The sequence below is a fragment of the Syntrophotalea acetylenivorans genome, from assembly GCF_001887775.1.
Classification (GTDB): domain Bacteria; phylum Desulfobacterota; class Desulfuromonadia; order Desulfuromonadales; family Syntrophotaleaceae; genus Syntrophotalea_A; species Syntrophotalea_A acetylenivorans.
Map to the genome: position 1 here is coordinate 2,326,073 of NZ_CP015519.1, position 21,546 is coordinate 2,347,618.

At 56.9% G+C, this 21,546-nt stretch carries 19 protein-coding genes; 17 read left to right on the forward strand and 2 right to left on the reverse strand.

The genetic code is table 11. From position 1 onward, the window contains the following. Window positions 1–16: 16 nt before the first annotated feature. Window positions 17–2,386: a peptidase U32 family protein gene (locus A7E78_RS10700; RefSeq protein ID WP_072284244.1), complete on the forward strand. Its 2,370-nt coding sequence runs from the start codon at window positions 17–19 to the stop codon at window positions 2,384–2,386. A 7-nt stretch (window positions 2,387–2,393) separates the two neighbouring features. On the opposite strand, the gene A7E78_RS10705 is transcribed toward A7E78_RS10700, so the two are convergent. Continuing rightward, entirely contained in the window at window positions 2,394–2,996 is a 603-nt protein-coding gene (locus tag A7E78_RS10705; protein ID WP_072284246.1) for a hypothetical protein, read from the reverse strand. A 131-nt stretch (window positions 2,997–3,127) separates the two neighbouring features. Between A7E78_RS10705 and A7E78_RS10710 the strand changes: the two genes are divergently transcribed. The 3 genes from A7E78_RS10710 (at window position 3,128) to A7E78_RS10715 (ending at window position 4,687) form a co-directional block, all read left to right on the forward strand. Further along, a complete protein-coding gene (locus A7E78_RS10710; protein ID WP_072284247.1) occupies window positions 3,128–3,328 on the forward strand; it encodes a hypothetical protein in 201 nt (66 codons plus the stop codon). A gap of 28 nt (window positions 3,329–3,356) precedes the next feature. Continuing rightward, complete coding sequence (locus tag A7E78_RS15080) at window positions 3,357–3,521, forward strand: FmdB family zinc ribbon protein (RefSeq protein ID WP_158516105.1); 165 nt, start codon at window positions 3,357–3,359, stop codon at window positions 3,519–3,521. Window positions 3,522–3,805: 284 nt separating this feature from the next. Continuing rightward, window positions 3,806–4,687, forward strand: a complete 882-nt coding sequence (locus A7E78_RS10715) for a SprT-like domain-containing protein (protein ID WP_072284248.1) — start codon at window positions 3,806–3,808, stop codon at window positions 4,685–4,687. A 279-nt stretch (window positions 4,688–4,966) separates the two neighbouring features. Here A7E78_RS10715 and A7E78_RS10720 read toward each other — a convergent pair whose 3' ends face one another. Beyond that, a complete protein-coding gene (locus A7E78_RS10720) occupies window positions 4,967–5,881 on the reverse strand; it encodes a putative 2-dehydropantoate 2-reductase (protein WP_072284250.1) in 915 nt (304 codons plus the stop codon). Window positions 5,882–6,057: 176 nt separating this feature from the next. Between A7E78_RS10720 and A7E78_RS10725 the strand changes: the two genes are divergently transcribed. The 13 genes from A7E78_RS10725 (at window position 6,058) to rimO (ending at window position 21,511) form a co-directional block, all read left to right on the forward strand. Beyond that, window positions 6,058–6,540 carry a CarD family transcriptional regulator gene (locus A7E78_RS10725; protein WP_072284251.1) on the forward strand — a complete coding sequence of 161 codons (483 nt, stop codon included), beginning with the start codon at window positions 6,058–6,060 and terminating at the stop codon, window positions 6,538–6,540. Between the two features lie 119 nt (window positions 6,541–6,659). Beyond that, window positions 6,660–7,361 carry a 2-C-methyl-D-erythritol 4-phosphate cytidylyltransferase gene (gene ispD / locus A7E78_RS10730; RefSeq protein ID WP_072284252.1) on the forward strand — a complete coding sequence of 234 codons (702 nt, stop codon included), beginning with the start codon at window positions 6,660–6,662 and terminating at the stop codon, window positions 7,359–7,361. Then, window positions 7,361–7,843, forward strand: a complete 483-nt coding sequence (ispF, locus tag A7E78_RS10735) for a 2-C-methyl-D-erythritol 2,4-cyclodiphosphate synthase (RefSeq protein WP_072285125.1) — start codon at window positions 7,361–7,363, stop codon at window positions 7,841–7,843. Before ispD ends, ispF begins: the two co-directional genes overlap by 1 nt. Before the next feature lie 147 nt (window positions 7,844–7,990). Further along, the gene (locus A7E78_RS10740; protein ID WP_072284254.1) at window positions 7,991–9,706 is read left to right on the forward strand and encodes a glutamine--tRNA ligase/YqeY domain fusion protein; all 1,716 of its coding nucleotides are present in this window, start codon (window positions 7,991–7,993) and stop codon (window positions 9,704–9,706) included. A 354-nt stretch (window positions 9,707–10,060) separates the two neighbouring features. Continuing rightward, entirely contained in the window at window positions 10,061–11,506 is a 1,446-nt protein-coding gene (gene cysS, locus A7E78_RS10745; RefSeq protein ID WP_072284255.1) for a cysteine--tRNA ligase, read from the forward strand. Window positions 11,507–11,818: 312 nt separating this feature from the next. Continuing rightward, entirely contained in the window at window positions 11,819–12,715 is an 897-nt protein-coding gene (locus A7E78_RS10750) for a sulfite exporter TauE/SafE family protein (protein WP_083553027.1), read from the forward strand. Window positions 12,716–12,734: 19 nt separating this feature from the next. Beyond that, a complete protein-coding gene (locus A7E78_RS10755) occupies window positions 12,735–13,325 on the forward strand; it encodes a class I SAM-dependent methyltransferase (protein ID WP_072284259.1) in 591 nt (196 codons plus the stop codon). Further along, a complete protein-coding gene (locus A7E78_RS10760) occupies window positions 13,316–14,077 on the forward strand; it encodes an NRDE family protein (protein ID WP_072284260.1) in 762 nt (253 codons plus the stop codon). The genes A7E78_RS10755 and A7E78_RS10760 overlap by 10 nt, the downstream gene beginning before the upstream one ends. 256 nt (window positions 14,078–14,333) lie before the next feature. Further along, window positions 14,334–16,673 (forward strand): endopeptidase La, encoded by a 2,340-nt coding sequence (lon, locus tag A7E78_RS10765; RefSeq protein ID WP_072285126.1) that lies wholly within the window; start codon window positions 14,334–14,336, stop codon window positions 16,671–16,673. Next, window positions 16,670–17,659, forward strand: a complete 990-nt coding sequence (thiL, locus tag A7E78_RS10770) for a thiamine-phosphate kinase (protein ID WP_072284261.1) — start codon at window positions 16,670–16,672, stop codon at window positions 17,657–17,659. The genes lon and thiL overlap by 4 nt, the downstream gene beginning before the upstream one ends. Window positions 17,660–18,710: 1,051 nt before the next feature. Continuing rightward, complete coding sequence (locus tag A7E78_RS10780; RefSeq protein WP_072284265.1) at window positions 18,711–19,472, forward strand: LolA family protein; 762 nt, start codon at window positions 18,711–18,713, stop codon at window positions 19,470–19,472. Between the two features lie 137 nt (window positions 19,473–19,609). Beyond that, window positions 19,610–20,095 carry a YajQ family cyclic di-GMP-binding protein gene (locus tag A7E78_RS10785; RefSeq protein ID WP_072284267.1) on the forward strand — a complete coding sequence of 162 codons (486 nt, stop codon included), beginning with the start codon at window positions 19,610–19,612 and terminating at the stop codon, window positions 20,093–20,095. A 75-nt stretch (window positions 20,096–20,170) separates the two neighbouring features. Continuing rightward, window positions 20,171–21,511: a 30S ribosomal protein S12 methylthiotransferase RimO gene (rimO, locus tag A7E78_RS10790; RefSeq protein ID WP_072285127.1), complete on the forward strand. Its 1,341-nt coding sequence runs from the start codon at window positions 20,171–20,173 to the stop codon at window positions 21,509–21,511. The last annotated feature ends 35 nt before the right edge of the window (window positions 21,512–21,546 follow it).

The following is a 21,546-nucleotide window of genomic DNA, read 5'->3' on the forward strand; positions in this document are numbered from 1 at the left end:
AGAAAGAGCAATCAGCATGATCAAGCCCAACCCAAAACCGCAATTACTTGCCCCCGCCGGTAGCCTGGAAGCCTTCTTCGCCGCCATGGAAAACGGCGCCGATGCCGTTTATTGCGGCCTCAAGGAATTTTCCGCTCGGGCCAAGGCGCGCAACATCAGCCTCACCGAACTTGAGGGCATGCTGTCTTACGCCCGGCAGCGCGACCGGCAGATCTACGTGACCGTCAACACCCTGGTCAAGGAAGCCGAGCTGCCCCGTTTGGCCGAGACCCTGGCGGCTCTGGAAGCTTTGGCGGTGGATGGGGTGATTTTGCAGGATCTGGCCGTATGGCGATTGATTCGCAAACACTTTCCCGGTTTGCGACTGCACGCTTCGACCCAGATGACCATTCACAATAGCGCCGGGGTACGCATGTTGGAACGGATGGGTTTCTCCCGCGCCGTGCTGGCCCGTGAGCTGACTTTGGAGGAAATCGCAGTCATCCGTCGCAACACCTCTATGGAGCTGGAGCACTTTGTTCATGGTGCCCTGTGCTTTTGTTTCTCCGGTCAGTGTTACTTCTCTTCCTGGCTCGGTGGCCGAAGCGGTAATCGCGGCCGCTGCGCCCAGCCTTGCCGGCGTATCTATCACAGTCGGGGAAAAGACGGCTATTACTTTTCACCCAACGACCTGTCGGCCATCGATCTGCTGCCGGAATTAGCCGCTGCGGGCATCGGCAGTTTTAAGATCGAAGGACGAATGAAGAGTGCCGAATATGTGGCCAACGTGGTGTCGGCCTACAGACAGGTACTCGACGCTCCGCAAAAGCAACGTACCGCCGCACTCAAGCAATCCAAGGAATTGCTCAAGGCTTCCTTCGGCCGTTTGCCGACCAAGGGTTTTCTCACCGGTCCCAATCCCACCGATATCGCCATACCGACCCTCAAGGGTGCTACCGGTCGCTTTCTCGGTGAGGTACAGGCGGTTCGGGGAACTCAGCTGACTTTTAAGAGTCGCGACCGGCTGCATGTCGGGGACCGCCTGCGAATTCAGCCCAAAAGCGACCGAGCCGGCACCGCCTTTACTGTACGTGAACTATTTCTGGCCCGTAAGGCGGTCAAGCAAGTGACCGCCGGCGCCCAGGTGACCGTCAACAGTCCGTTCCGCGATACCTTTAAGGTGGGCGATACGGTCTTCAAGGTCTCATCCGGCAAGGCCTTTACCCTCAGCGAGGCGGCCTGCCGGCGCAAGCTGCAGCAAGCCGGACAAGCCCCGTTGCCGGTGAGCATGGAGGTCGGACTGGCCGATGAAATCCTCACGGTGGCGGCTCAGTGCGGTCCCTGGAGTCTGGAGTGCAGTTATCCGGTGGCCGTTCATGCGGCCAGCAGCAGTCCAATCAGCAAGGAGACCCTGCAGGGGGTTTTTGAACGCAGCGGTGAAGCTCCCTTTGTCTTGCACAGCTTCCGGGCCGGCGAACTACCGCCGGTGGTTATCCCACCGAGTCGGCTCAAAGAGTTGCGCCGTGATTTTTATCGACAGCTGGCCGACCTGGTGGCTCGCGAGCGAAAGGCCGCCCGCTATAGTCATTTACAACAGGCCCAAGCCGCGCTGCTTTCTCCACAGGTCTCTCAGCGAGCGGTGTCGCGGCAGATCACCGTGGCGGTGGGGCAGCCGCGAGATGCCCATATTCTTAACGATGCTGGGGTGGATTGCGTCCAGATACCCCTTTCGGCCGCTGCCATTCAGGGACTTGGACGGCGGTTGACGGGTCGTGAATCCCAAGTGATATGGGATGTGCCCTTTGTCATCCTGGATCAGGACTGGGCCGACTATCGTGCCGCCGTGACGCTTCTTGTCGAGAGGGGCTTTAAGTCTTTTCGCCTCAATAATCTCAGCCATTTCGATCTGTTCGACGACGCTTCTTCGCTGCAATTGAGTACCGGTTTTCGCTTGTTCAGCCTTAACAGCCAGGCGGTTCAAGCCTGGAGGGAATTGGGCGCACGGGAAACGGTTCTTTATCTGGAGGATGAGCGGAACAATCTGGCTGATCTGCTGGCCCGCCAGGGCGATGGCCATGCGGCCATTACCGTGTACGGTTCGGTACCACTGATCACCTCCCGTATTCGTATTGGCGGTCTGCGACCGGGCAGTCGGCTGCAGTCCGATCGGGGCGATGGCTATCGCATCGAAAAACGGGCCGGGCTGACGGTCCTCTGTTCGGAGACCGACTTTTCCCTGCTCGATCGCTTGCACGACTTACAGCAGCTCGGTTGCCACCGGTTCATCATCGACCTGTCCCATATCGGTCCCTTCTCAGCGCAAGGGAAAAAAGTACTTGAAGCTCTCAACCGGGGCCAAGGGGTGGCCGGTACTTCGCCTTTTAACTACGATGCCGGTATAGAGTAGTCTGAGACTACTGGCCTGAGACTCTGTCGGGCAGGGAGGCGAAGAGTTCTCTAGCCAGGTTGGCCAGCGCCTCCTGGCGTAACGCAATGTGAGAGATCACCGGAAACGCCGATTCTCCCCCTGACTGACCGATACCCCGGTCCCGCCACAATTCCTTACCGCTTTGTTTGTCTATCAGCCGCGCCTCGCCGGCGATCTCCCCTTCCGGCGGCGGATTGCGTTCAGAGAGGGTCGCGGACAGAAACAGGAAGTCGATATGCAGAGCCAGCACCGCATCGGCTTCCTGTGGCGCCAGCGCGGCCAGGTCAACGGCGCGCGCCTCGCCGCGGTAGATCTCTTCCCCCCGGTCCACAAGAAGCAGCTGGTAGCCCTTGGCTGCCAGTTCCTGTTTCAACACCCGCCTCAGTTCCCCCGTTAGATCGAGTCCCGGGGGTGGTCGATAGCGCCGATCATAGCTCACCGTCACCAGGGCGATTCGTTCCAAGGCCCCGGGCCAGGCCGCCCTATCCAGAAAGAGCGCCTTGGGCGCAACCGGAGTGCATGCCCAAAGCAGTAAAGCTGTCAGAACAACCATGGTTGGCCCGATGTTTTGCCTGATTAGTCTATTCATGAGCTCTCCTCCCTGGAAACAGAACCTGCCTTTTAGTTTAACATTCTCCCCCCTTAACAGCCTTTTATTCTGAATCAAACATCCTGCAAATATGGGCGGGCTTTACTTCAGTCAAACGTTAAGGAGTTGTTATGGCCCGTTTTAAAACCAAGCCGACGGTGATCGAAGCCTTTCAGGTTTCCGAGCGTATCGTCATTCCGCCGACCGAAACCTTTTGTCAGCATATCTTCGTCGTTTATCCCGGCGACTATCTCTGCACCGATGACCAGGGATTCAAGGTCCCCAGTCGTCCGGAAGTTTTCGAAAAGCTTCACGAGCCCATGGCTGAATAAGTCAGCCCTCAACAAAGGAGAGTCAGATATGTACGAACGATGCACAGCTTGTAATCGCACCTTCTATGTCCAGGAGTATCCACCTCGCCTCTGTCCCATTTGCGAAGAGGAGGCCATTCGGCGCGTTGAGGCGGAATTCCTTCTGGCCTCACGTAAACCCTTAACACTTCAGCAGGAAGGGCGACCCAGTTAGAATCGTGCAGTGCATTGCTAAGTAAAACATTGGAGAGGATCGGCTGATCACAGCAGGTCCCTTTTTTTGCAATCCATTCAAGTTCTGTGAGAGTTATTCTTTCGATTCCATCTATGGTCTGCGGTCTTGGGCAGGACAGATCAGCTCATCGATAGCAAAGCCGATCTCCCTGGCACGTTGCAGGAGTGAGTGCAGCACAGTGCGGGCCCTTTTTCGCAGTAGATTCATTTCGAAATCAGGCACCCTCCTAAAACCAATAAACCTTCCACTCTTGTGGAAATCTCATGCATAATGATTCCATGTCCAAGCAGAAAAGTAATCCCCGCAGCATCGGCGCAACAGTTAGCTTTCAGTATCGGGAACGGGAATTGTCCGGTGTGATTGCTCGCCTCACCGGCCAGGCGGCCTTTGTTCTCGGCAATGACCAATGCAGCTATCGAATCCCTATCGATCAGTTGCAATCGCCTTGCGCGGAGCCTGTTGCCATCGCCGCTGAAGCAGCGACCGCGCCAGTGCCTTCCGCAGCCACCCTGCAGGTCAATGAAGAGATCACCTTTCATTGCCGCGGGCAGCAGCTTAGCGGCCGCATTGTACGGCTCAATCCACGCCGGGCTCATGTCCTGTGCGAGAATAACGAGGAATACGCCGTTCCCTATGCGCGGATCGCGGCTAAGTGTCCACAATCCCGGAATGACGTCGGAGAACGTTTGTCGACTGTTCGCCAGCTGGCCGTTGATTTATTGGATAAACATGGTCTGGCAGGCTGGTCCTTCGATTTCGATCATGCTGTCCGCCGAGCCGGCTGTTGCGACTATCGCCGTAAGCGCATCTCCCTCGCCCTGCAGTTCGTTCGCCAAGTTTCCGAGGAAGAGATTCACGACACTCTGCTGCATGAAATCGCCCATGCCCTGGTCGGCAAAAAGCACAATCACGACGCCGTCTGGAAGGCCAAGGCTCAAGCTATTGGCTCCTCCGGGGAACGCTGTCACGATACACGTTTCTGTCCACCTCGCTATATTGTTGCCTGCCGCAATGGTTGCTGGCGGGTGACTGCCGAGCGGCGCCGTCGCAACGTGGTTTGTGGCCAGTGTCGGGGGGAGATTGTTTATCAGACTTTTACTGAGAAGCGCTGGCGGGAGAGTCGGGACTCCAAGGATCATCGTTGATGGTACAGGATGGTTTGGTTGGAGATACGATCGTTTATGTTTAGCATTAAAATCGGCAGGTCGCGTCCCGCCAGAAGTCTTCCCTTTTGTCCAGACGGCAACAAACGTGTTGACCACTACCCTGCACCGCGCAGACATTTTGCGGGCGGAAAAACCCGCTGCCCTCGGACCATTTTTCGCCTTGATCGCAAAACGTCCACTCCGCTCCAGCTTGGTCACAGGGGATGTAGGGTCAAAAAGCAACAGAACTTACACCGTTGTCGATCTATTTCCGCTGAATCAGTTTCTTTCGCCTAATTCCAGCAGCGCATGCAGCATTCTGACGCGCACCATCTCTACTCCGCAGGCTGTGGCCCTGGTCAGGGGGACGCCGTAGATGGCCTCCAATTCGAGGGGGTGGCCTTCGAGGCGATCGATCATCATGCTCGGCCGGTAGCCGTCCATGGTTTCCGTGGCGCTAATCATTTTCTCGATGAAGATTTCGGCCTCAATCGGCGTGTTCAGGTCCTGGGCGTTACCGGCGGCGATCACCTCGCCCATGATGGCGATGATTTCTCTGCGGCTCGGTTCATGCCTCAGCAGTTCGGTGACGTTCTTTCCGGTGAGGGCACTGAGGCCGTTGAAGGGGATGTTCCAGACCAGCTTTTCCCAGCGGGCCCGGCGCAAATCGTCTACGGCCTCGCAAGGCACCTGGGCCTGATTGAACATCCTTGCCAGGGCTGTGGCTCGCTCGGAAAAGCCTCCGGAAAGTTCACCAAGGCGGATGCGTCCCTGACCCATGTGGTGCACGGTGCCCGGTTCGCCGCGGTTGGAGCAGAGAAAGGCAATGCCACCCAGCACCCGTTCGGCACCGAAGGTTTTTGCCAGCAGCTCCTCGTTGCCGAGGCCGTTCTGCAGGGTGAGCACGCAGGTATCGTCTTGCATCAGCGGAGCGACCAGTTCAATCAGCCGGTGGTTGGCAAAGGTCTTAAGGCCGACCAGGACCAGATCGACGGGGCCGAGTTCAGCGGGATCGAGCGCGCACTGCACGGCCTGCAGGTGAAAGTCCCCGTTGGGGGAGGTGACGCTCAGGCCATCTTTACGAATGGCCTGATAATCCCGGCGCAGCAGAAAGCGAACATCATTTCCGGCCCTTTGCAGCATGGCACCGTAGTAGAGCCCCAGAGCTCCGGCGCCGACGATGGCTATTTTCATGGAGTGTCTCCATTTGATGAGGGGGGGCAGCCCCTGCGGATTGAGTGGACACCTTATCTGTAACACAGTCGACAGGCGAGCGCTATCCTTGCCGTGTTGACCCGCAAAAAAGGCCGTTTCCTTGACGGGTCGGGGTATTTTGTGATATTCTTTCAGGATTCTAAAAGGAGAAACTCATGTTTAAAGTTGGAGATTTAGCTGTCTATCCCACTCAGGGAGTCGGGGTGATTGAAAAGATTGAATCCAAGGAGTTTGTTGGCGAAAAACATGATTTCTACGTGCTGAGAATTCTCGACAGCGATATGACCATCATGATTCCGGTGAACAATACCGGCTCGGTGGGTATGCGCACGCTGATCGATAAGGAGCGGGTGGCGAGTATCTACGATGTGCTCAACGACAAGGCGGAGATAGGTCAGGCCATCGCTTCCTGGAGTCGCCGTCAGCGCGGCTACAACGAAAAGATCAAGTCCGGCGACCTGTTCGAGGTGGCCGAAGTGTTGCGCGACCTCTATCAGATCAAAGAATCCAAAGAACTTTCCTACGGCGAAAAAAAGGTTCTGGAGCTGGCCCGCAAGTTACTGGTTAAAGAAGTGGCTTTGGCTGCCGGCACCGAGGAAGAGCAAGTCGTCGAACGGGTCGAGAGTTTCTTTCACTAATGTTCTTTTTTGAAGCCGGGTAGAGACCCGGCTTTGAATGTCTGTAGTGCCTTTCCACCGGTAGCGTCAAACCAGGGCCAGGTTGAACCCTGTTCTGCCAGAGCCTGAATGTTATTCTCATGAGTGTCATCGTTCTCATACCTGCTGCCGGCATGGGGCGCCGCATGGGCGCTACCGTCAATAAGCAGTATCTGCCTCTCAACGACCGGCCGATCGTCGGCCACACCATCGCCCTGTTCGACCAGCATCCCCTTATCGACAAGATTTACGTCATTACCCCGGTCGCGGAGTTCGAGCAATGTCGCCGTGAAGTGCTGGAGCCCGGAAATTTCCACAAGGTGCAGGACTTGGTGCCGGGCGGTGCCGAGCGCCAGGATTCGGTGCGCAACGGTTTGCTGGCTTGCGCCGCCGGTCCCGACGACATCGTGTTGATTCACGACGGGGTGCGGCCGTTGTTGCAGCCAGCACTCATCGATAAGGTCATCGAAACCGTTCGCGGGCAGGGTGCCTGCCTGGTGGGGGTACCGGTCAAGGACACCATCAAACAGGTGGTGGATGGCTGCATCGAGGGGACTCCCGATCGCAGCGGTCTGTGGCAGGCCCAGACGCCTCAGGCCTTTCGTTATAGCCAGATCCTGGAGGCCCATGAGCGGGCGCAGCAAGACGGCTTTCGCGGTACCGACGACGCTTCGCTGGTGGAACGCCTTGGCCAGCCGGTGATGGTGATTGCCGGCAGCTATCGCAACATCAAACTTACCACGCCCGAGGACCTGCTGTTGGCCAGGGCTTTTCTCGACAGTCCGGAGGAGGTTTGCCCATGATGCGCATCGGTCACGGCTACGATGTTCACCAATTGGTCGCCGAGCGGCAGTTGATTCTCGGTGGTGTCGAGGTGCCCTACAGCCTGGGTCTGCTCGGCCATTCCGATGCCGACGTGTTGCTGCACGCTATCTGCGATGCGATTCTCGGAGCCTTGGGTCAAGGTGATATCGGTAAGCATTTTCCCGATACCGACGCGGCCTATAAGGGAATCTCCAGTCTTAAACTGCTGCGGCATGTGGTGGATCTGGCCGCCGGGCAGGGTTATACGATCGGCAACCTCGACAGCACAATTATTGCTCAGCGGCCTAAGCTGGCCCCTTATATCGGTGAGATGGTGGATAAGATCGCCGTGGCTTGCGCAGTCTCGGCCAGTCGCATCAACGTAAAGGCCACGACTACCGAGGAGCTCGGTTTCGAGGGGCGCGGCGAAGGTATTTCGGCCCACGCGGTCGTATTACTACAACGGGTCGCCGAGGACTAAGAGGCTATCGCCCTGCGAACAGGCAACTCGACGGTTGCTTTTCTGACTAAAATCTGCCACTTTCTGAACTGTTCGGAAGGTGGTTTTTCAACAGTCTGCGGCTTTTGGGCTGCGTTTTTCAACATTACGATCAGGACGACAGCGATCATGGATAATAGTAACGACAGCAACGCTCCTGCGGCACCGAGCAACTTTATTCGTACTCTCATCGACAAGGACCTGGCCGCCGGCAAGAACGACGGTGCCGTGATCACCCGTTTCCCGCCGGAGCCCAACGGCTATCTGCATATCGGTCATGCCAAGAGTTTTTGTCTCAATTTCGGCTTGGCCCGCGACTATGCCGATGCGCCAGGAGGTGCCCGCTGCCATCTGCGTTTTGACGATACCAACCCGGTTAAAGAAGAGCAGGAGTATATCGACGCGATCAAGGAGAACGTGCGCTGGCTCGGTTTCGATTGGGGGGAGCACGAATACTATGCGTCGGATTATTTCGACCAGCTCTATGCCTGGGCGTTGCAGCTCATTGAGGCCGGCAAGGCCTACGTCGACGATCTGTCGGCGGAGGAGATACGTACCTATCGCGGAACCCTGACCGAGCCGGGCAAAAACAGCCCTTATCGCGACAGGTCGGTGGCGGAGAACCGGGAACTGTTCGAGAAGATGAAGAATGGCGACTATCCGGATGGCGCCAAGGTGCTGCGGGCCAAGATCGATATGGCTTCGCCCAACCTGAATATGCGGGATCCGGTCTTGTACCGTATCCTCCACGCCGAGCACCATCGCACCGGCAGCAAGTGGTGCATCTATCCCATGTACGACTTTACCCACGGGCAGAGCGATTCTCTGGAGGGGGTCACCCACTCGATCTGCACCTTGGAATTTGCGGACCATCGGCCCCTTTACGACTGGTTCATCGAGCAACTCGGCATCCATCATCCCCAGCAGATCGAATTTGCCCGCCTCAACATCAACTATACGGTGATGAGCAAGCGTAAGCTGCTGGAACTGGTGGAAGGCGGCCATGTCAGCGGTTGGGACGATCCGCGCATGCCGACTTTGGCCGGCATGCGCCGCCGTGGCTACACTCCGGCCTCGATTCGCAACTTCTGCGAGCGGATCGGTGTCTCGAAAAAGGGCAGCTGCGTCGATATCGGCTTCCTCGAAAGCTGCATTCGCGAAGACCTCGACCACAATGCGCCTCGGGCCATGGCGGTTCTCAATCCCCTGCGGGTGGTGATCGACAATTATCCCGAAGATCAGGTCGAAGAGTTCCAGGCGCCGGTTCATCCCCAGCAACCCGAACGGGGCACCCGCACAGTGCCTTTCTCCAAAGTTCTGTACATCGAACGGGAAGATTTCATGGAGGAAGCGCCGAAGAAGTTCTTCCGTCTCGCCCCGGGCCGCGAGGTACGGCTGCGCTGCGCTTATTTCATTCGCTGCGAGGAGGTAATCAAGGATCCGGTCAGCGGCGAGGTCGTCGAGTTGCGCTGCAGCTACGATCCGGCTAGTCGCGGCGGTGCCTCCCCTGACGGACGCAAGGTCAAGGGAACCCTGCACTGGGTGTCTGCAGAGCACGCCCTGGACGCGGAAATCCGCCTCTATGACCGCCTGTTTCTCACGGAGAATCCTTCGGCGGATAAGGATGTCGATTTCAAGAGCCAGCTCAATCCCGAATCGCTGCAGGTGCTGAGCGGTTGCAAGGTGGAGCCGAGTCTGGCCGATGCTGTACCGGAGAGCCGCTACCAGTTTGAACGGCAGGGCTATTTCTGTGTCGACCAGGTCGACAGTGTTGCCGGCCGGCTGGTGTTTAACCGCACCGTGACCTTGCGGGATTCGTGGGCGAAGATGGGTGGGAAGAAGTAGAGAAGGGACCCGTAAATCGTAATCCGTGAGGCGTAATAGGTTAAATCTGCTGCCCCTCCTTCCCCTGTGACGCAGCCGGAGCGGAGTGGACGTTTTACGAAACAGGCGGGAAAACTGTTTGAGCGCAGCGAGTTTTTGCCCGCCCGTAAAATGTCTGCGCAGCGCTGGGGACCCGAAGGGCAAGGAGCTGGGGCGCGTTTTTTCTGCCTACCCTTTTGCCGCGCAGAAAAAGAGTAGGGCGTCGAGCGGGGACGCAACCCCGCGGTGTTGCCTTGAAGTTGGACAACCAATAACGGATAAGGCTCTGTTGAAAACTATGGAGTCTATCCGCTGAAAACAAGGAGAACCCGTTCCATGAGCTTGCGAGTCTACAATACCCTCACCGGCGGCAAAGAAGAATTCCAGCCGCTGGTCCCCGGCAAAGTCGGCATGTACGTTTGCGGTGTCACCGTTTATGACTACTGCCACATCGGCCACGCTCGGGCCAATATCGTTTTCGATGTTATCTACCGTTATTTGCAGTTCGCCGGTTATGAAGTCAACTACGTGCGTAATTATACGGATGTTGACGACAAGATCATCAACCGCGCCAACGAGCGGGGGATCGACAGCACTACCCTGGCCGAGGAGTTCATCAAGGCTTTTGACGAGGATATGGCCAGCCTCGGTCTGGCTCTGCCGACCTGTTCGCCCAAGGCCACAGAGCATATCGAGCAGATTGTCGAAATTGTCGAACGTCTGATAGAGAAGGGTCTGGCCTACGAATCGGCCGGTGATGTCTATTATGCGGTAGAAAATTTCCCCGGTTACCTGAAACTGAGCAAGCGCAACATGGACGACATGCGCGCTGGGGCGCGCATCGCTCCCGGCGAGCAGAAGCGCAACCCCATGGACTTCGCCCTGTGGAAGGCCGCCAAGCCAGGCGAGCCTGCATGGGAATCGCCCTGGGGACCGGGCCGGCCCGGTTGGCACATCGAGTGTTCGGCCATGAGTATGAAATATCTCGGCGAATCCTTCGATATTCATGGCGGCGGCAAAGACCTGGTCTTTCCCCATCACGAAAACGAGATCGCCCAGAGCGAAGGGGCTTCTGGCAAACCCTTCGTCAAGTACTGGCTACACAACGGTTTTGTCAACGTCAATCAGGAGAAGATGAGCAAGTCTCTGGGCAATTTCTTCACCATCCGCGATATTCTGCAAAGCTACGATCCTGAGGTGGTGCGCTTCTTTATCCTCACCGCCCACTATCGTTCGCCCATCGATTTTTCCGATCAGAATCTGCAGGACGCCCTGGTCGGTTTGAGCCGTTTTTACGAGGCTCTGCAGGTCTCCGCTGAAGCGGTGGCGGATTTGCCCGAGAGCGATACCGTCAGCGAAGAAGGCGCGGCTCTGGAAGCTAAATTCCGCGAGGCCATGGATGACGATTTCAATACCGCCGCGGCTATCGGTCACCTCTTCGAAGGGGTGCGCACCATGAATCGTCTGTGCGCCACTAAAAAGTTCCGCAAAAAAGCCGATCTGGTGGCGCAAGTGCAGGACCTGCAACGGACTGTGATCCGCCTCGGTTCGGTACTCGGCCTGTTCGATTCCGAACCGGCCGTGTGGCTGGATAAGCAGAAGTTTGCCGCCTTGGCCGGACTCGACATCAGTGCGGAACAGATCGAGCAGTTTATCGCCGAGCGCAACCAGGCCCGCAAGGACAAGGACTTTGCCCGCTCCGATGCGATTCGTGACGAGCTCGATGCGAAGGGGATTGTGTTGCTCGATTCGGCTCAGGGGACGAGCTGGAAGATTAAATAAGCATCGCGTTAATCACCGGAAATATGGAGAGGGCTGCTCGTATGGGTGGCCCTCTTTCTCTTTGGACAGGCGTAACTACAAGACCGCTCGGTTGGGTCCCCGCTCGACGCCCTACTTTTTTACGCGCCAAGAAAGAGTAGACAGAAAAAGGCACCCCAACTCCTTGCCTTTCGGATGCCCTGCGCTGCGTCACAGGGGGGAGAAGGGCTAAAGCTTTAGAACCGTGAAAATGCTTTCCACGCCACGTTTCCTGCTTGCTCCACGCCAAGCAGAAGAGTACTCTAAGGCAATAGTAATATTCAGGAGATTAGGATGCATCGGTGGATTTGGCGTGGCAGCAATTATCTACTTTTCTGGTTATTCTTGGATGCTTGTTATGTCTTGGCTTTGTTTGCCATACCGACCGCTCGTCCACTGTCCCTTTCTACCTTTGCGCTGGCGCACCTCGCCGGCATCGCAGTCGGCACTTTGGTGATGTACACCGGGGTGGGAGCCGGTGTGGTCTGGTTCCCCTTTTTCACTTTGCTCGGCTTTCATCCTGCGGATGCCGCGTCTTTTTCTCTTTTTAATCAGCTGGCCGGTAAGGGCAGCGGTTCGTTTAAGTATTTGCGCGAGGGCATGATCGATTGGCCGGTGGTGCGCCGTTGCGTGCCCATGGCGTTGCTCGGTGTTAGCGCTGGTTATCTGCTCGGGATGGTGATGCCTCATCGATACGATCCTTGGCTGTTGCTGGCCTTTGCCGTGGTGGTACTCTATCTGTTGTTGGCTTTGTTGTGGCGCAAGCTTCATCCCGTTCAGGTTGACGAAGGTGTGATAGAAGTTCCTACGGCTAGTCGTTTGCTGGTAGTGATTTCATCGATTTTTACCGGGCTGCTCAGTGTCGGCACAAGCGATTGGCTGATTCCACATCTGATGCGGCGTTTGCACATGCCGGCCAGTCGGGCGGTGGCCAGCGGTATATTTGTCATGTTTGTTACCGCGCTGTTCTTTTGGATGCTGATCGCTTTCGGCGTGCTGGTCGGGTGGCGCGCCTGGCCGGCTAATCCGCCGATGCTGTTTGGCACCGTGCCCGGGGTGATGATCGGAGCTCAGTTCGGTTCGCGTCTGGTGCGCTTTGCAACCATGAAACGAGCTCAGCCGGTAGTATTTATGGCGGTTCTGGCGCTATCCACCGGACATATGGTCTATGAGTTTCTGCGGCGGCTGTGAATAGAGAAAGGGAGTTTTGGTGGCGAACGATTGGAACAAGGTCTGGCAGGAACGGGGAGAAAAACCTCTTCTTTTCGATCCCTGGCTGCAGCGGGTGCTGCCCCTGTTACCGCAGGGCAAGCTTCTCGATATCGCCTGTGGAAGGGGACGTAATGCTCTGCCGATGGCTGAGCTGGGTTACTCCGTCACCGCCTTGGATGCCTCGTCTCAGGGTTTGAGCCAGCTTTCTGAAGAAGCTCGACGCCGCGGCCTGGCTATCGCCACAGTGCAGCAGGATCTGGAGCAACTACCTCAACTGCCAAGCGCGTATTTTGATGTGGTGCTGCAATTCTTTTATCTGCAGCGTTCTCTTTTTGATGCAGTGCGGGCTGCGGTGCGGCCCGGCGGTGTGGTAGTGGCCCGCACCTTCAGCCGAGCCGGTGATTTTGCCGGTGGGCCGGGTAATCCCGACTATGTCCTGGAGGTCGGTGAGTTGCTGACGCTGTTCCATGATTGGGATATTCTGCTTCATGAAGAGGGGATTGATGAGGCAGAGCGGGGCGGTGGTCTGGCGGGGATCGTGGCCCGCAAGCCACAATCGACAACTGAAAGAGAGCGACCGTGTGCCTGATTTTAATGGCCTGGCAGCAGCACCGGGATTATCCCCTGGTACTGGCTGCTAATCGCGACGAATACTACTGTCGACCGACGACGCCTGCCGGGCCTTGGCAAGACCAGCCTGGAATTATCGGTGGACGCGACCTGTTGCAAGGGGGCAGTTGGCTGGCTATGGGTCCCAATGGTCGCTTTGCCGCCGTCACCAACTTTCGTGAACCGCCGCCAGCAGTCGAACCGCCCCGGTCGCGGGGCCGGCTGGTCAGCGATTTTCTGCAGGGGGTGAGCGATCCGGCCGAGTACCTGGCGGCTGTCGAGCAGCAGGGACACCTCTATCGTGGTTTCAGCCTGTTGGTCGGTGATCGCAGCACCGTTGGCTATTTGTCCAATCGTGTTCGCGGGTATCGGTTGCTGGAGCCTGGCCTGTACGGTGTCAGCAACGCCTTGCTCGACGCTCCCTGGCCCAAGGTAGTCGCCGGTAAGGCAGGTCTGGCGATGCAGCTGACATCTTCTACTCTGGACAGTACGGGGCTTTTTGAGTTGCTGACTGATGAGTCTTTGCCGGAACTTCCGGCAGGAATCTCCGCTAATGGCGATCTGGTCGCCGGGCCCCAGGCACCGATCTTTATCCGCACCGCGGAATACGGTACTCGCTGCTCCACCCTGCTGTGGACCGAGCGGGCTGGCGGCATGACTTTGCTGGAACGCAGTTTCGAATCCGGCAGCCGCCAATGGAGCGAGGTTTGTCACCGGTTCGGTGATTCTTGATGGCATCGTAAAAAGTTCACCCTACGACGTTGCAGTGCTTTTTCAGGACTTCGACATACTATCTGTATGCCTTTCCCCCGAAAACTCACTTCGCCTTGTAGGACGATTTTTTGCTTAGCCATTTATGGCTTTTTGCAAAAGGGCCATTCTTGACAGCTTGATTAATCTCACCGATGATGGCCAAGTGCCTGTCGGATTATACGGGCCTGAAAGCTGTTGGATGCTAAACAACAACTTGTTGGAGGATAACTGGGATATGCCTTTGCAAGATTTCGATATGCCCGAGCAACTGCCTCTATTGCCGGTGCGAGATACGGTGGTCTTTCCGCATATGGTTTTGCCCCTTTTTGTTGGCCGCTCGGCTTCTCTGGAAGCGGTGAAACAGGCCATGGAAGAGAGCCGGCTGATCTTTTTGGCGACGCAGAAGATCCTTGGTAATGAAGAGCCCGGCAAAGACGATATCTATCGGATTGGCACTGTGGCGATGATCATGCGCATGGTCAAGCTGAATGACGGCCGGGTCAAGATTCTGGTGCAGGGGTTATCCAAGGGACGCATCGAAGAGTATCTGCGGGAGGAACCCTTTTTCGAGGTCAGGATTACCTCCCTTGAGGAGCCGGAATTAGGCGAATTGCCACTGGAAGTCGAAGCGTTGATGCGCACGGTGCAGAATCAGCTATCCCAGTTGCAGGCCATCAGTAATGTTTTGTCCCCGGAAGTTATGGTCGTGGTGGACAATATCGAAGATCCCGGCGGCTTGGCCGATCTGGTGGTCGGCAATCTCAATCTCAAGATTTCCCAGTCTCAGGAACTGCTGGAGGTTTGCGATCCCGTCGAGCGACTGATGCAGGTTAACGATCTGCTCAATAAAGAGCTGGAGCTGGCTACGATGCAGAGTCGTATTCAGTCCCAGGCCAAAGAGGAGATGGGCAAGACGCAGAGGGAATATTTTTTGCGCGAGCAGTTGCGGGCCATTCAGGAAGAGCTCGGCGGGAGCGATGCAAAAACGGACGACCTGGCGGAACTGGAACAAAAGCTCAAGGATGGAAAGTTGCCCGATGAGGCCATGACCGAGGCGACCAAGCAGCTGCGTCGGCTGGAGGGCATGCAGGCCGAAGCGGCGGAATATTCCATGCTTCGCACCTATCTCGAATGGCTGGCGGATCTGCCCTGGCAGAAAACCACCCGCGACAATCTCGATCTGCATAAGGCGCGGCGCATTTTGGATGAAGATCACTACAGCCTCGACAAGGTCAAGGAACGGATTCTCGAGTTTCTAGCAGTACGCAAGCTGAAAAAGAAGCTCAAGGGACCGGTCCTTTGTTTCGTCGGTCCCCCGGGAGTCGGCAAAACCAGTCTTGGTAAGTCCATCGCCCGGGCCTTGGGCCGTAAGTTCGTACGCGTCTCCCTTGGCGGCCTGCGGGACGAAGCGGAGATTCGCGGCCATCGCCGCACCTACGTCGGGGCCTTGCCGGGGCGTATCATTCAGGGCATGAAACAGGCCGGGACCAGCAACCCGGTCTTCATGCTCGACGAACTGGACAAGGTCGGCGGCGCCGATTTTCGCGGGGATCCTTCCGCTGCTCTGCTGGAACTTCTCGATCCGGAGCAGAATCACGCCTTTTCCGACCACTACATCAATCTGCCCTTCGATCTGTCCAACGTGATGTTTATCGCCACAGCTAATATCATGGATCCCATCCCCTCGGCTCTCAAGGACCGCCTCGAGGTGCTGCGTCTGGCCGGTTACAGCGGCGAGGAGAAGCTGGCCATTGCCGAGCGTTTTCTGTTGCCCCGGCAGCTGGAAGATAATGGGCTTAAGGGGCAGGACGTTCGTTTTTCCCGCTCGGCCCTGCAGCGAATCATTCGCGAATATACCACCGAGGCCGGGCTGCGAAACCTGGAGCGAGAGATCGGCAGCATCTGTCGCAAGGTGGCCCACCGTCTGGCCGAAGGCCGCAAAGGTCCGGTGTCCATTACCCGAACCAACCTCGAACGCTTTCTCGGTCCGGCCCGTCATCTGGCTGAGGATAAATTGGCTGAAAATGAGGTCGGAGTCGCCACCGGTCTGGCCTGGACGGAGCGGGGCGGCGAGATTCTGCATGTCGAGGTCACCACCATGAAGGGGGCGTCCAAGCTCACCCTGACAGGCCAGCTGGGCGACGTCATGAAAGAGAGCGCCCAGGCGGCCCTCTCCTATGCCCGCTCCCACGCGGAAGAATTGGGTGTCGACCCCGACTTTGCAGAACGTCTGGATATTCATATCCATGTGCCGGCCGGAGCCATCCCCAAGGATGGACCTAGCGCCGGGGTGACCATGGCCACAGCGCTGGTCTCGGCCTTGAGTGGCCGGCGGGTCGACCGGGAGGTGGCCATGACCGGTGAGATTACCCTGCGGGGCAAGGTGCTGCCGGTGGGCGGTTTGAAAGAAAAAGTGTTGGCGGCGGTTCGTGCGGGTATAACAATTGTGGTCGTCCCTCGTCAGAATGAAAAGGACCTGGTGGAAATTCCCGCTGCTCTTCGCCGCAAGGTGACCTTCGTCCCGGTAGACAACATGAGCCAGGTACTGGAACAAGCTCTGGAGAGCAACCCATGAAGCTGGCCGATCTGGGTGAGTTCGGATTTATCGAGCGTATTCGAGGGGCGGTCGCCAGAAGCGAAGGCACCGGAGTTCGACTCGGAATCGGTGACGATTGCGCGGTGCTCGAATTACCGCCGGGGCAGGTACTTCTGACCAGTACCGATCTGCTTATCGAGGAGATCCATTTCCGCTCGGATTGGAGCGACTGGCGGGCGCTGGGTAGCAAGTGCGTGTCCGTTAACGTCAGCGACGTAGCGGCCATGGGCGGCAGCCCGCGGCATCTCTATCTCGGGTTGGCGATTCCGGGCACGATGGCGATGGAAGACCTCGATGCCTTTTTGGAAGGTTTCCTGGAAGCCGCAGCAGGATATGGAGCGGTGCTGGTCGGTGGCGATACCTGCCGTTCGCCGGGACCTCTGATGATTTCGGTGACCGTCGAAGGGGCGGCACCCACGGAACAGGTCGTTACTCGAGGCGGTGCTGGTCTCGGAGATTCCATCTATGTTTCAGGTACTCTCGGCGACAGCGCCCTGGCCCTGCAACGGTTGCAAGCCGATCGGCCGGTGACCGTTGAACTGGCTGATCGTCATCACCGGCCGCAAGCCCGGGTCGCCCTCGGTCGGGCTCTGGCCGAAGCGCAGTTGCCGAGCGCGATGATCGATGTATCCGATGGAGTGTTGGCAGATCTCGGACATATCCTCGAAGCTTCGGCGGTCGGTGCCCGTTTGGAGCAGGCACTATTCCCCCTGTCATCGGGATTTTCCCAGGCGATGGACGAAGAGCCGAGCCTTTTTGAATTGGCTCTGTCTGGTGGAGAGGATTACGAACTGCTGTTTACCGTGCCTGCGGACAAGGAACACGTGTTGGCTGAATTGATTGCCGACGTTCCGGTTACGCGTATCGGTACTGTGACGGAAGCGGAGCAGGGGTTTTTGCTGGCCGATCAGGCCGGGCAGGTGAGGCCGGTAAAGGCTAAGGGATTTAATCATTTTGCTGGTTAATCGGCCTTCAGTTTGCTTTTCCGAACTACAAGACCGCGGGGTTGCGTCCCCGCCCGACGCCCTACTCTTTTTACGCGCCAAAAAAGAGTAGGCAGAAAAAGGCGCCCCGGCTCCTTGCCCTTCGGGTCCCCTGCGCTGCGCAGACGTTTTGCGGGCGGAAAAAAACTCGCTGGCGCTCGGACAGTTTTCCGCCTGTTTCGCAAAACGTCCACTTCGCTCCGGCTGCGTTACAGGGGGAGGGAGGGGCACCAGCTTTTACGTATTACGCTTTACGCCTCACGAATTACGGTTTTCACCCCCTGTGAGTGCCGCCGAGCGGAGGGATTTTAATCCGGAAATGAAAGACGTCTGAGCGAAGCGAATCTCGTCTTTCCCGGATTAAAATTCCCGGAGAGAGGGAACCCGCCGCAGGCGGGCAAACGGTGGGGCGACCTTCTTTTGGTTACTTTTCTTGGTCGTCAAGAAAAGTAACGCGCCTGGCCGGGCAAGACCGGCCGATATTATGGTTTGCTTGGATTTCTGTTTTAGCTTTAGCAGGGTTGATTTACGAATAACAACACCGGCGGGTCGCGTCCCGCCAGACGCCTTCCTTTTTGTCCAGGCGGCAACAAAAAGGAAGCAAAAAATGCCTTGCCACTGCGTGGGGCATGCTGTGATGGATGGCAGGAGAAGGCCAAAAACTTTTGACCTGGCACACCGTGCTGGCGATTTCTTTGGGCGGCCCCTCTTCCGAAAGTCGATTGCTATCTTGATCGGTCCCTTTTTCTTGCCAACATTGATCGTAGGGGTTGCTGGGTTTAAAACCTTCAAACTAATTCAAGTTCGCTGCTTTCCCTGCGGGCGCCTTGCGCTGCGTCACAGGGAATGGAGGGGAACCAGGTTTTACCTGTTACGCCTCACGCCTTACGGATTACGGATTTCACCCCATAGGGGCAAAATAAAAATTAAAGCTGTAATCTTACAGCTTGTTTTTACGTCCAAACGGAGAAGACACGGAAACCGGCCGATTGGGTGTAATTTGGACTATTAAAAGCAAAGGAGAAAAACTTCTATGAAACATATATCTTTTCTCGCCATTCTACTGGTAACACTCCTCGCCACCAGCGCCCTGGCCAACGGCAGCGATGAACTGCTGGGCAAGGTGGTGCGCGGTCTGGAACATCAATTCCGCGCCAATGCAGCGCCCGGAGCCTCCATTGAGGACCTGCAGGCGGATTTTCTGCAGCAGGCCTATCTTGGTTCCCTCGACCGGGTTGAGGAGGGCCAGGGCCGGGTGGCCGTTCGCTTCGACCGCCGCGGTCAACAGTTGCAGCCGCGTTTTCGTTGGGAGTACCAGGTTCCGAGTGTGCAGCAGATCATTTCCGACGGGAGCACGGTGTGGGTCTATCTGCCGGAGAACCAGCAGGTGGTCGAGTCGCCGCTGCCCGCTAATGGCAGCGAGGGTGTCGACGATCCGCTGGCTTTTTTGACCGGCCTTGGTCAGCTCTCCAAACGTTTTACCGTGGCCTGGGCCAGTCCCGCTCTCGATAGCGAAGGGCATTACCGCCTGTTGCTGAAACCTCGCCAGCCATCGGCGATTGTCGAACGACTCGAACTGGTCATCGACCGGGCCGTGGTTAATCATAACGCCAGCGGGAGCAAACCCGTTTATCCGGTGCGGGTCGCCACGGTATTCGGTCCCAATGAAAGTCGTACGACCATTACCTTTCACAATGTGCGTTTAAACAAGGGATTGAAAGACAGTTTGTTCGATTTTAAGATACCGGAAGGAGTCGAGGTACTGAGGCCAGATCAGAATCAGTTCGGATTTTAGTTTCGAAGTCGGTTTTTTGATTCGGTTCCGGAGACCCCGCGCTGTTAAAACTTCCCCTATGATCGCCTTTATGCTATAAGTCCTTGTTTCATTGAAGAAATATCCATTTGCAGGAGCGCCACAGGAAGGGTAAAAAGATGCCAAGTTTCGATATTGTATCCAAAGTCGACATGCAGGAAGTCGATAACGCCGTCAATCAGTCCTTGAAGGAGATTGGTCAGCGTTACGATTTCAAGGGCACTCATAACGAGATTGACCTGCAGGAGAGCGCTATCGTGCTGTTGGGGGCCGATGACTACAAGCTGCAGGCGGTAGTCGATGTTCTCAAGGGCAAGCTTGTGCGCCGGGGTGTTTCGCCTAAGTGCCTTGATTTTGGCAGTAAAGAACCGGCTTCCGGCGGTGCTGTAAGACAGCGGGTGACTATCGTCCAGGGGATTTCCAAGGAAAAGGGCAAGGAGATTGTCAAGCGGATCAAGGACACCAAACTCAAGGTCCAGGCGCAGATCATGGATGACCAGGTGCGTGTGTCGAGTAAGAAAATCGATGCCCTGCAGGAGGTCATGCAGTTGCTCAAGACCCAGGACCTGGGTGTCGAACTGCAGTTTGTCAATATGCGTTCTTAGGCCGTCAGGCCCCAGTGCCTTGTAAGGCCCTTTGCAAGAGAGAAAGTGATCATTTTGAGTAGACAAAAAGTAAGCATGGTCAGCCTCGGCTGTGCCAAAAACCTGGTCGATGCCGAGGTTATGCTGGGTCATCTTCCGGCTGAGCGGTTTGAAATCGTTACCGACGAGTCTCAGGCCGAGATCATTATCGTCAATACCTGTGCTTTTATCGAGGATGCCAAGGAAGAATCGGTGGAAACCATTCTCGAAGTGGCCGACTACAAGCAGAACGGCAACTGTCGTCTGCTGGTGGTGACCGGCTGCCTTCCCCAGCGCTATGCCAAGGAGCTGGCGACGGACCTGCCGGAGGTCGACATTTTTATCGGTACCGGTGAGTTGACGCGTCTGGTCGAACTGATCGACGCGCATCAGCCGCAGGGCGGCTCCCTGCAGGCGATTGACATCCCCCAGTATCTCTACGATCACACCACGCCGCGGGTTAAATCTTCGCCTTTCTATTCGACCTACGTCAAGATTGCCGAGGGCTGCGATAATCATTGCTCTTACTGCATCATCCCCCAATTGCGTGGTCCGTTGCGTTCGCGCAGCATCGAATCAGTGGTGGCTGAGGTTACAGCCCTGGTGGCCGATGGGGTGAAGGAGGTCAACCTTATCGCTCAGGATCTGACCGCCTTTGGTCATGACCGTAACGACGGTTCCACCCTGGCCGGTCTGCTGCGGGAACTGGTTAAGATCGACGGTCTGCATTGGTTGCGCCTGCTCTATGCCTATCCCGAAGGCATCAGCGACGAACTTATCGAGTTAATGGCCGCCGAAGATAAGATCTGCAATTATCTCGATGTGCCTTTCCAGCACATCAATGATAAGGTCCTCAGCCTGATGAACCGGCGTATCGACCAACAGGCCATTCGCGGTCTGGTCGAGCGTTTGCGCCAGGCCATTCCCGACCTTACTCTGCGCACCTCCTTCATCGTCGGTTTCCCCGGTGAGACCGAGCAGCAGTTCTCCGAATTGATGGCCTTTGTGAAAGAGGGACACTTCGATCGGGTAGGGGTGTTCCGTTATTCCCGCGAAGAGGGCACCCCGGCGGCGACCCTGCCGGACCAGGTCGCCGAGCGAACCAAAAAGAGTCGCGTGGAAAAGTTGATGAAGGCCCAGCAGCGGGTCTCTTTCCGCCGCAACCGGGCGCTGGTCGACCGAATTGAACCGGTGCTGGTGGAAGGCTACAGCGAAGAGACCGAACTGCTGCTCAGCGGTCGCAGTGTCCGTCAGGCGCCCGATATCGACGGTCAAGTCTACATCACCGACGGTCAGGCGGACATTGGCGATATTGTGCCGCTGCGCATTACCGACTCTTCCGATTACGATCTGATCGGCGAGATTGTCGATCCGTCCGAGGCATTGTCCGGCGAATAGGGTTTCTGGCTGGCCGGACATCTCTGAAAGGTTGC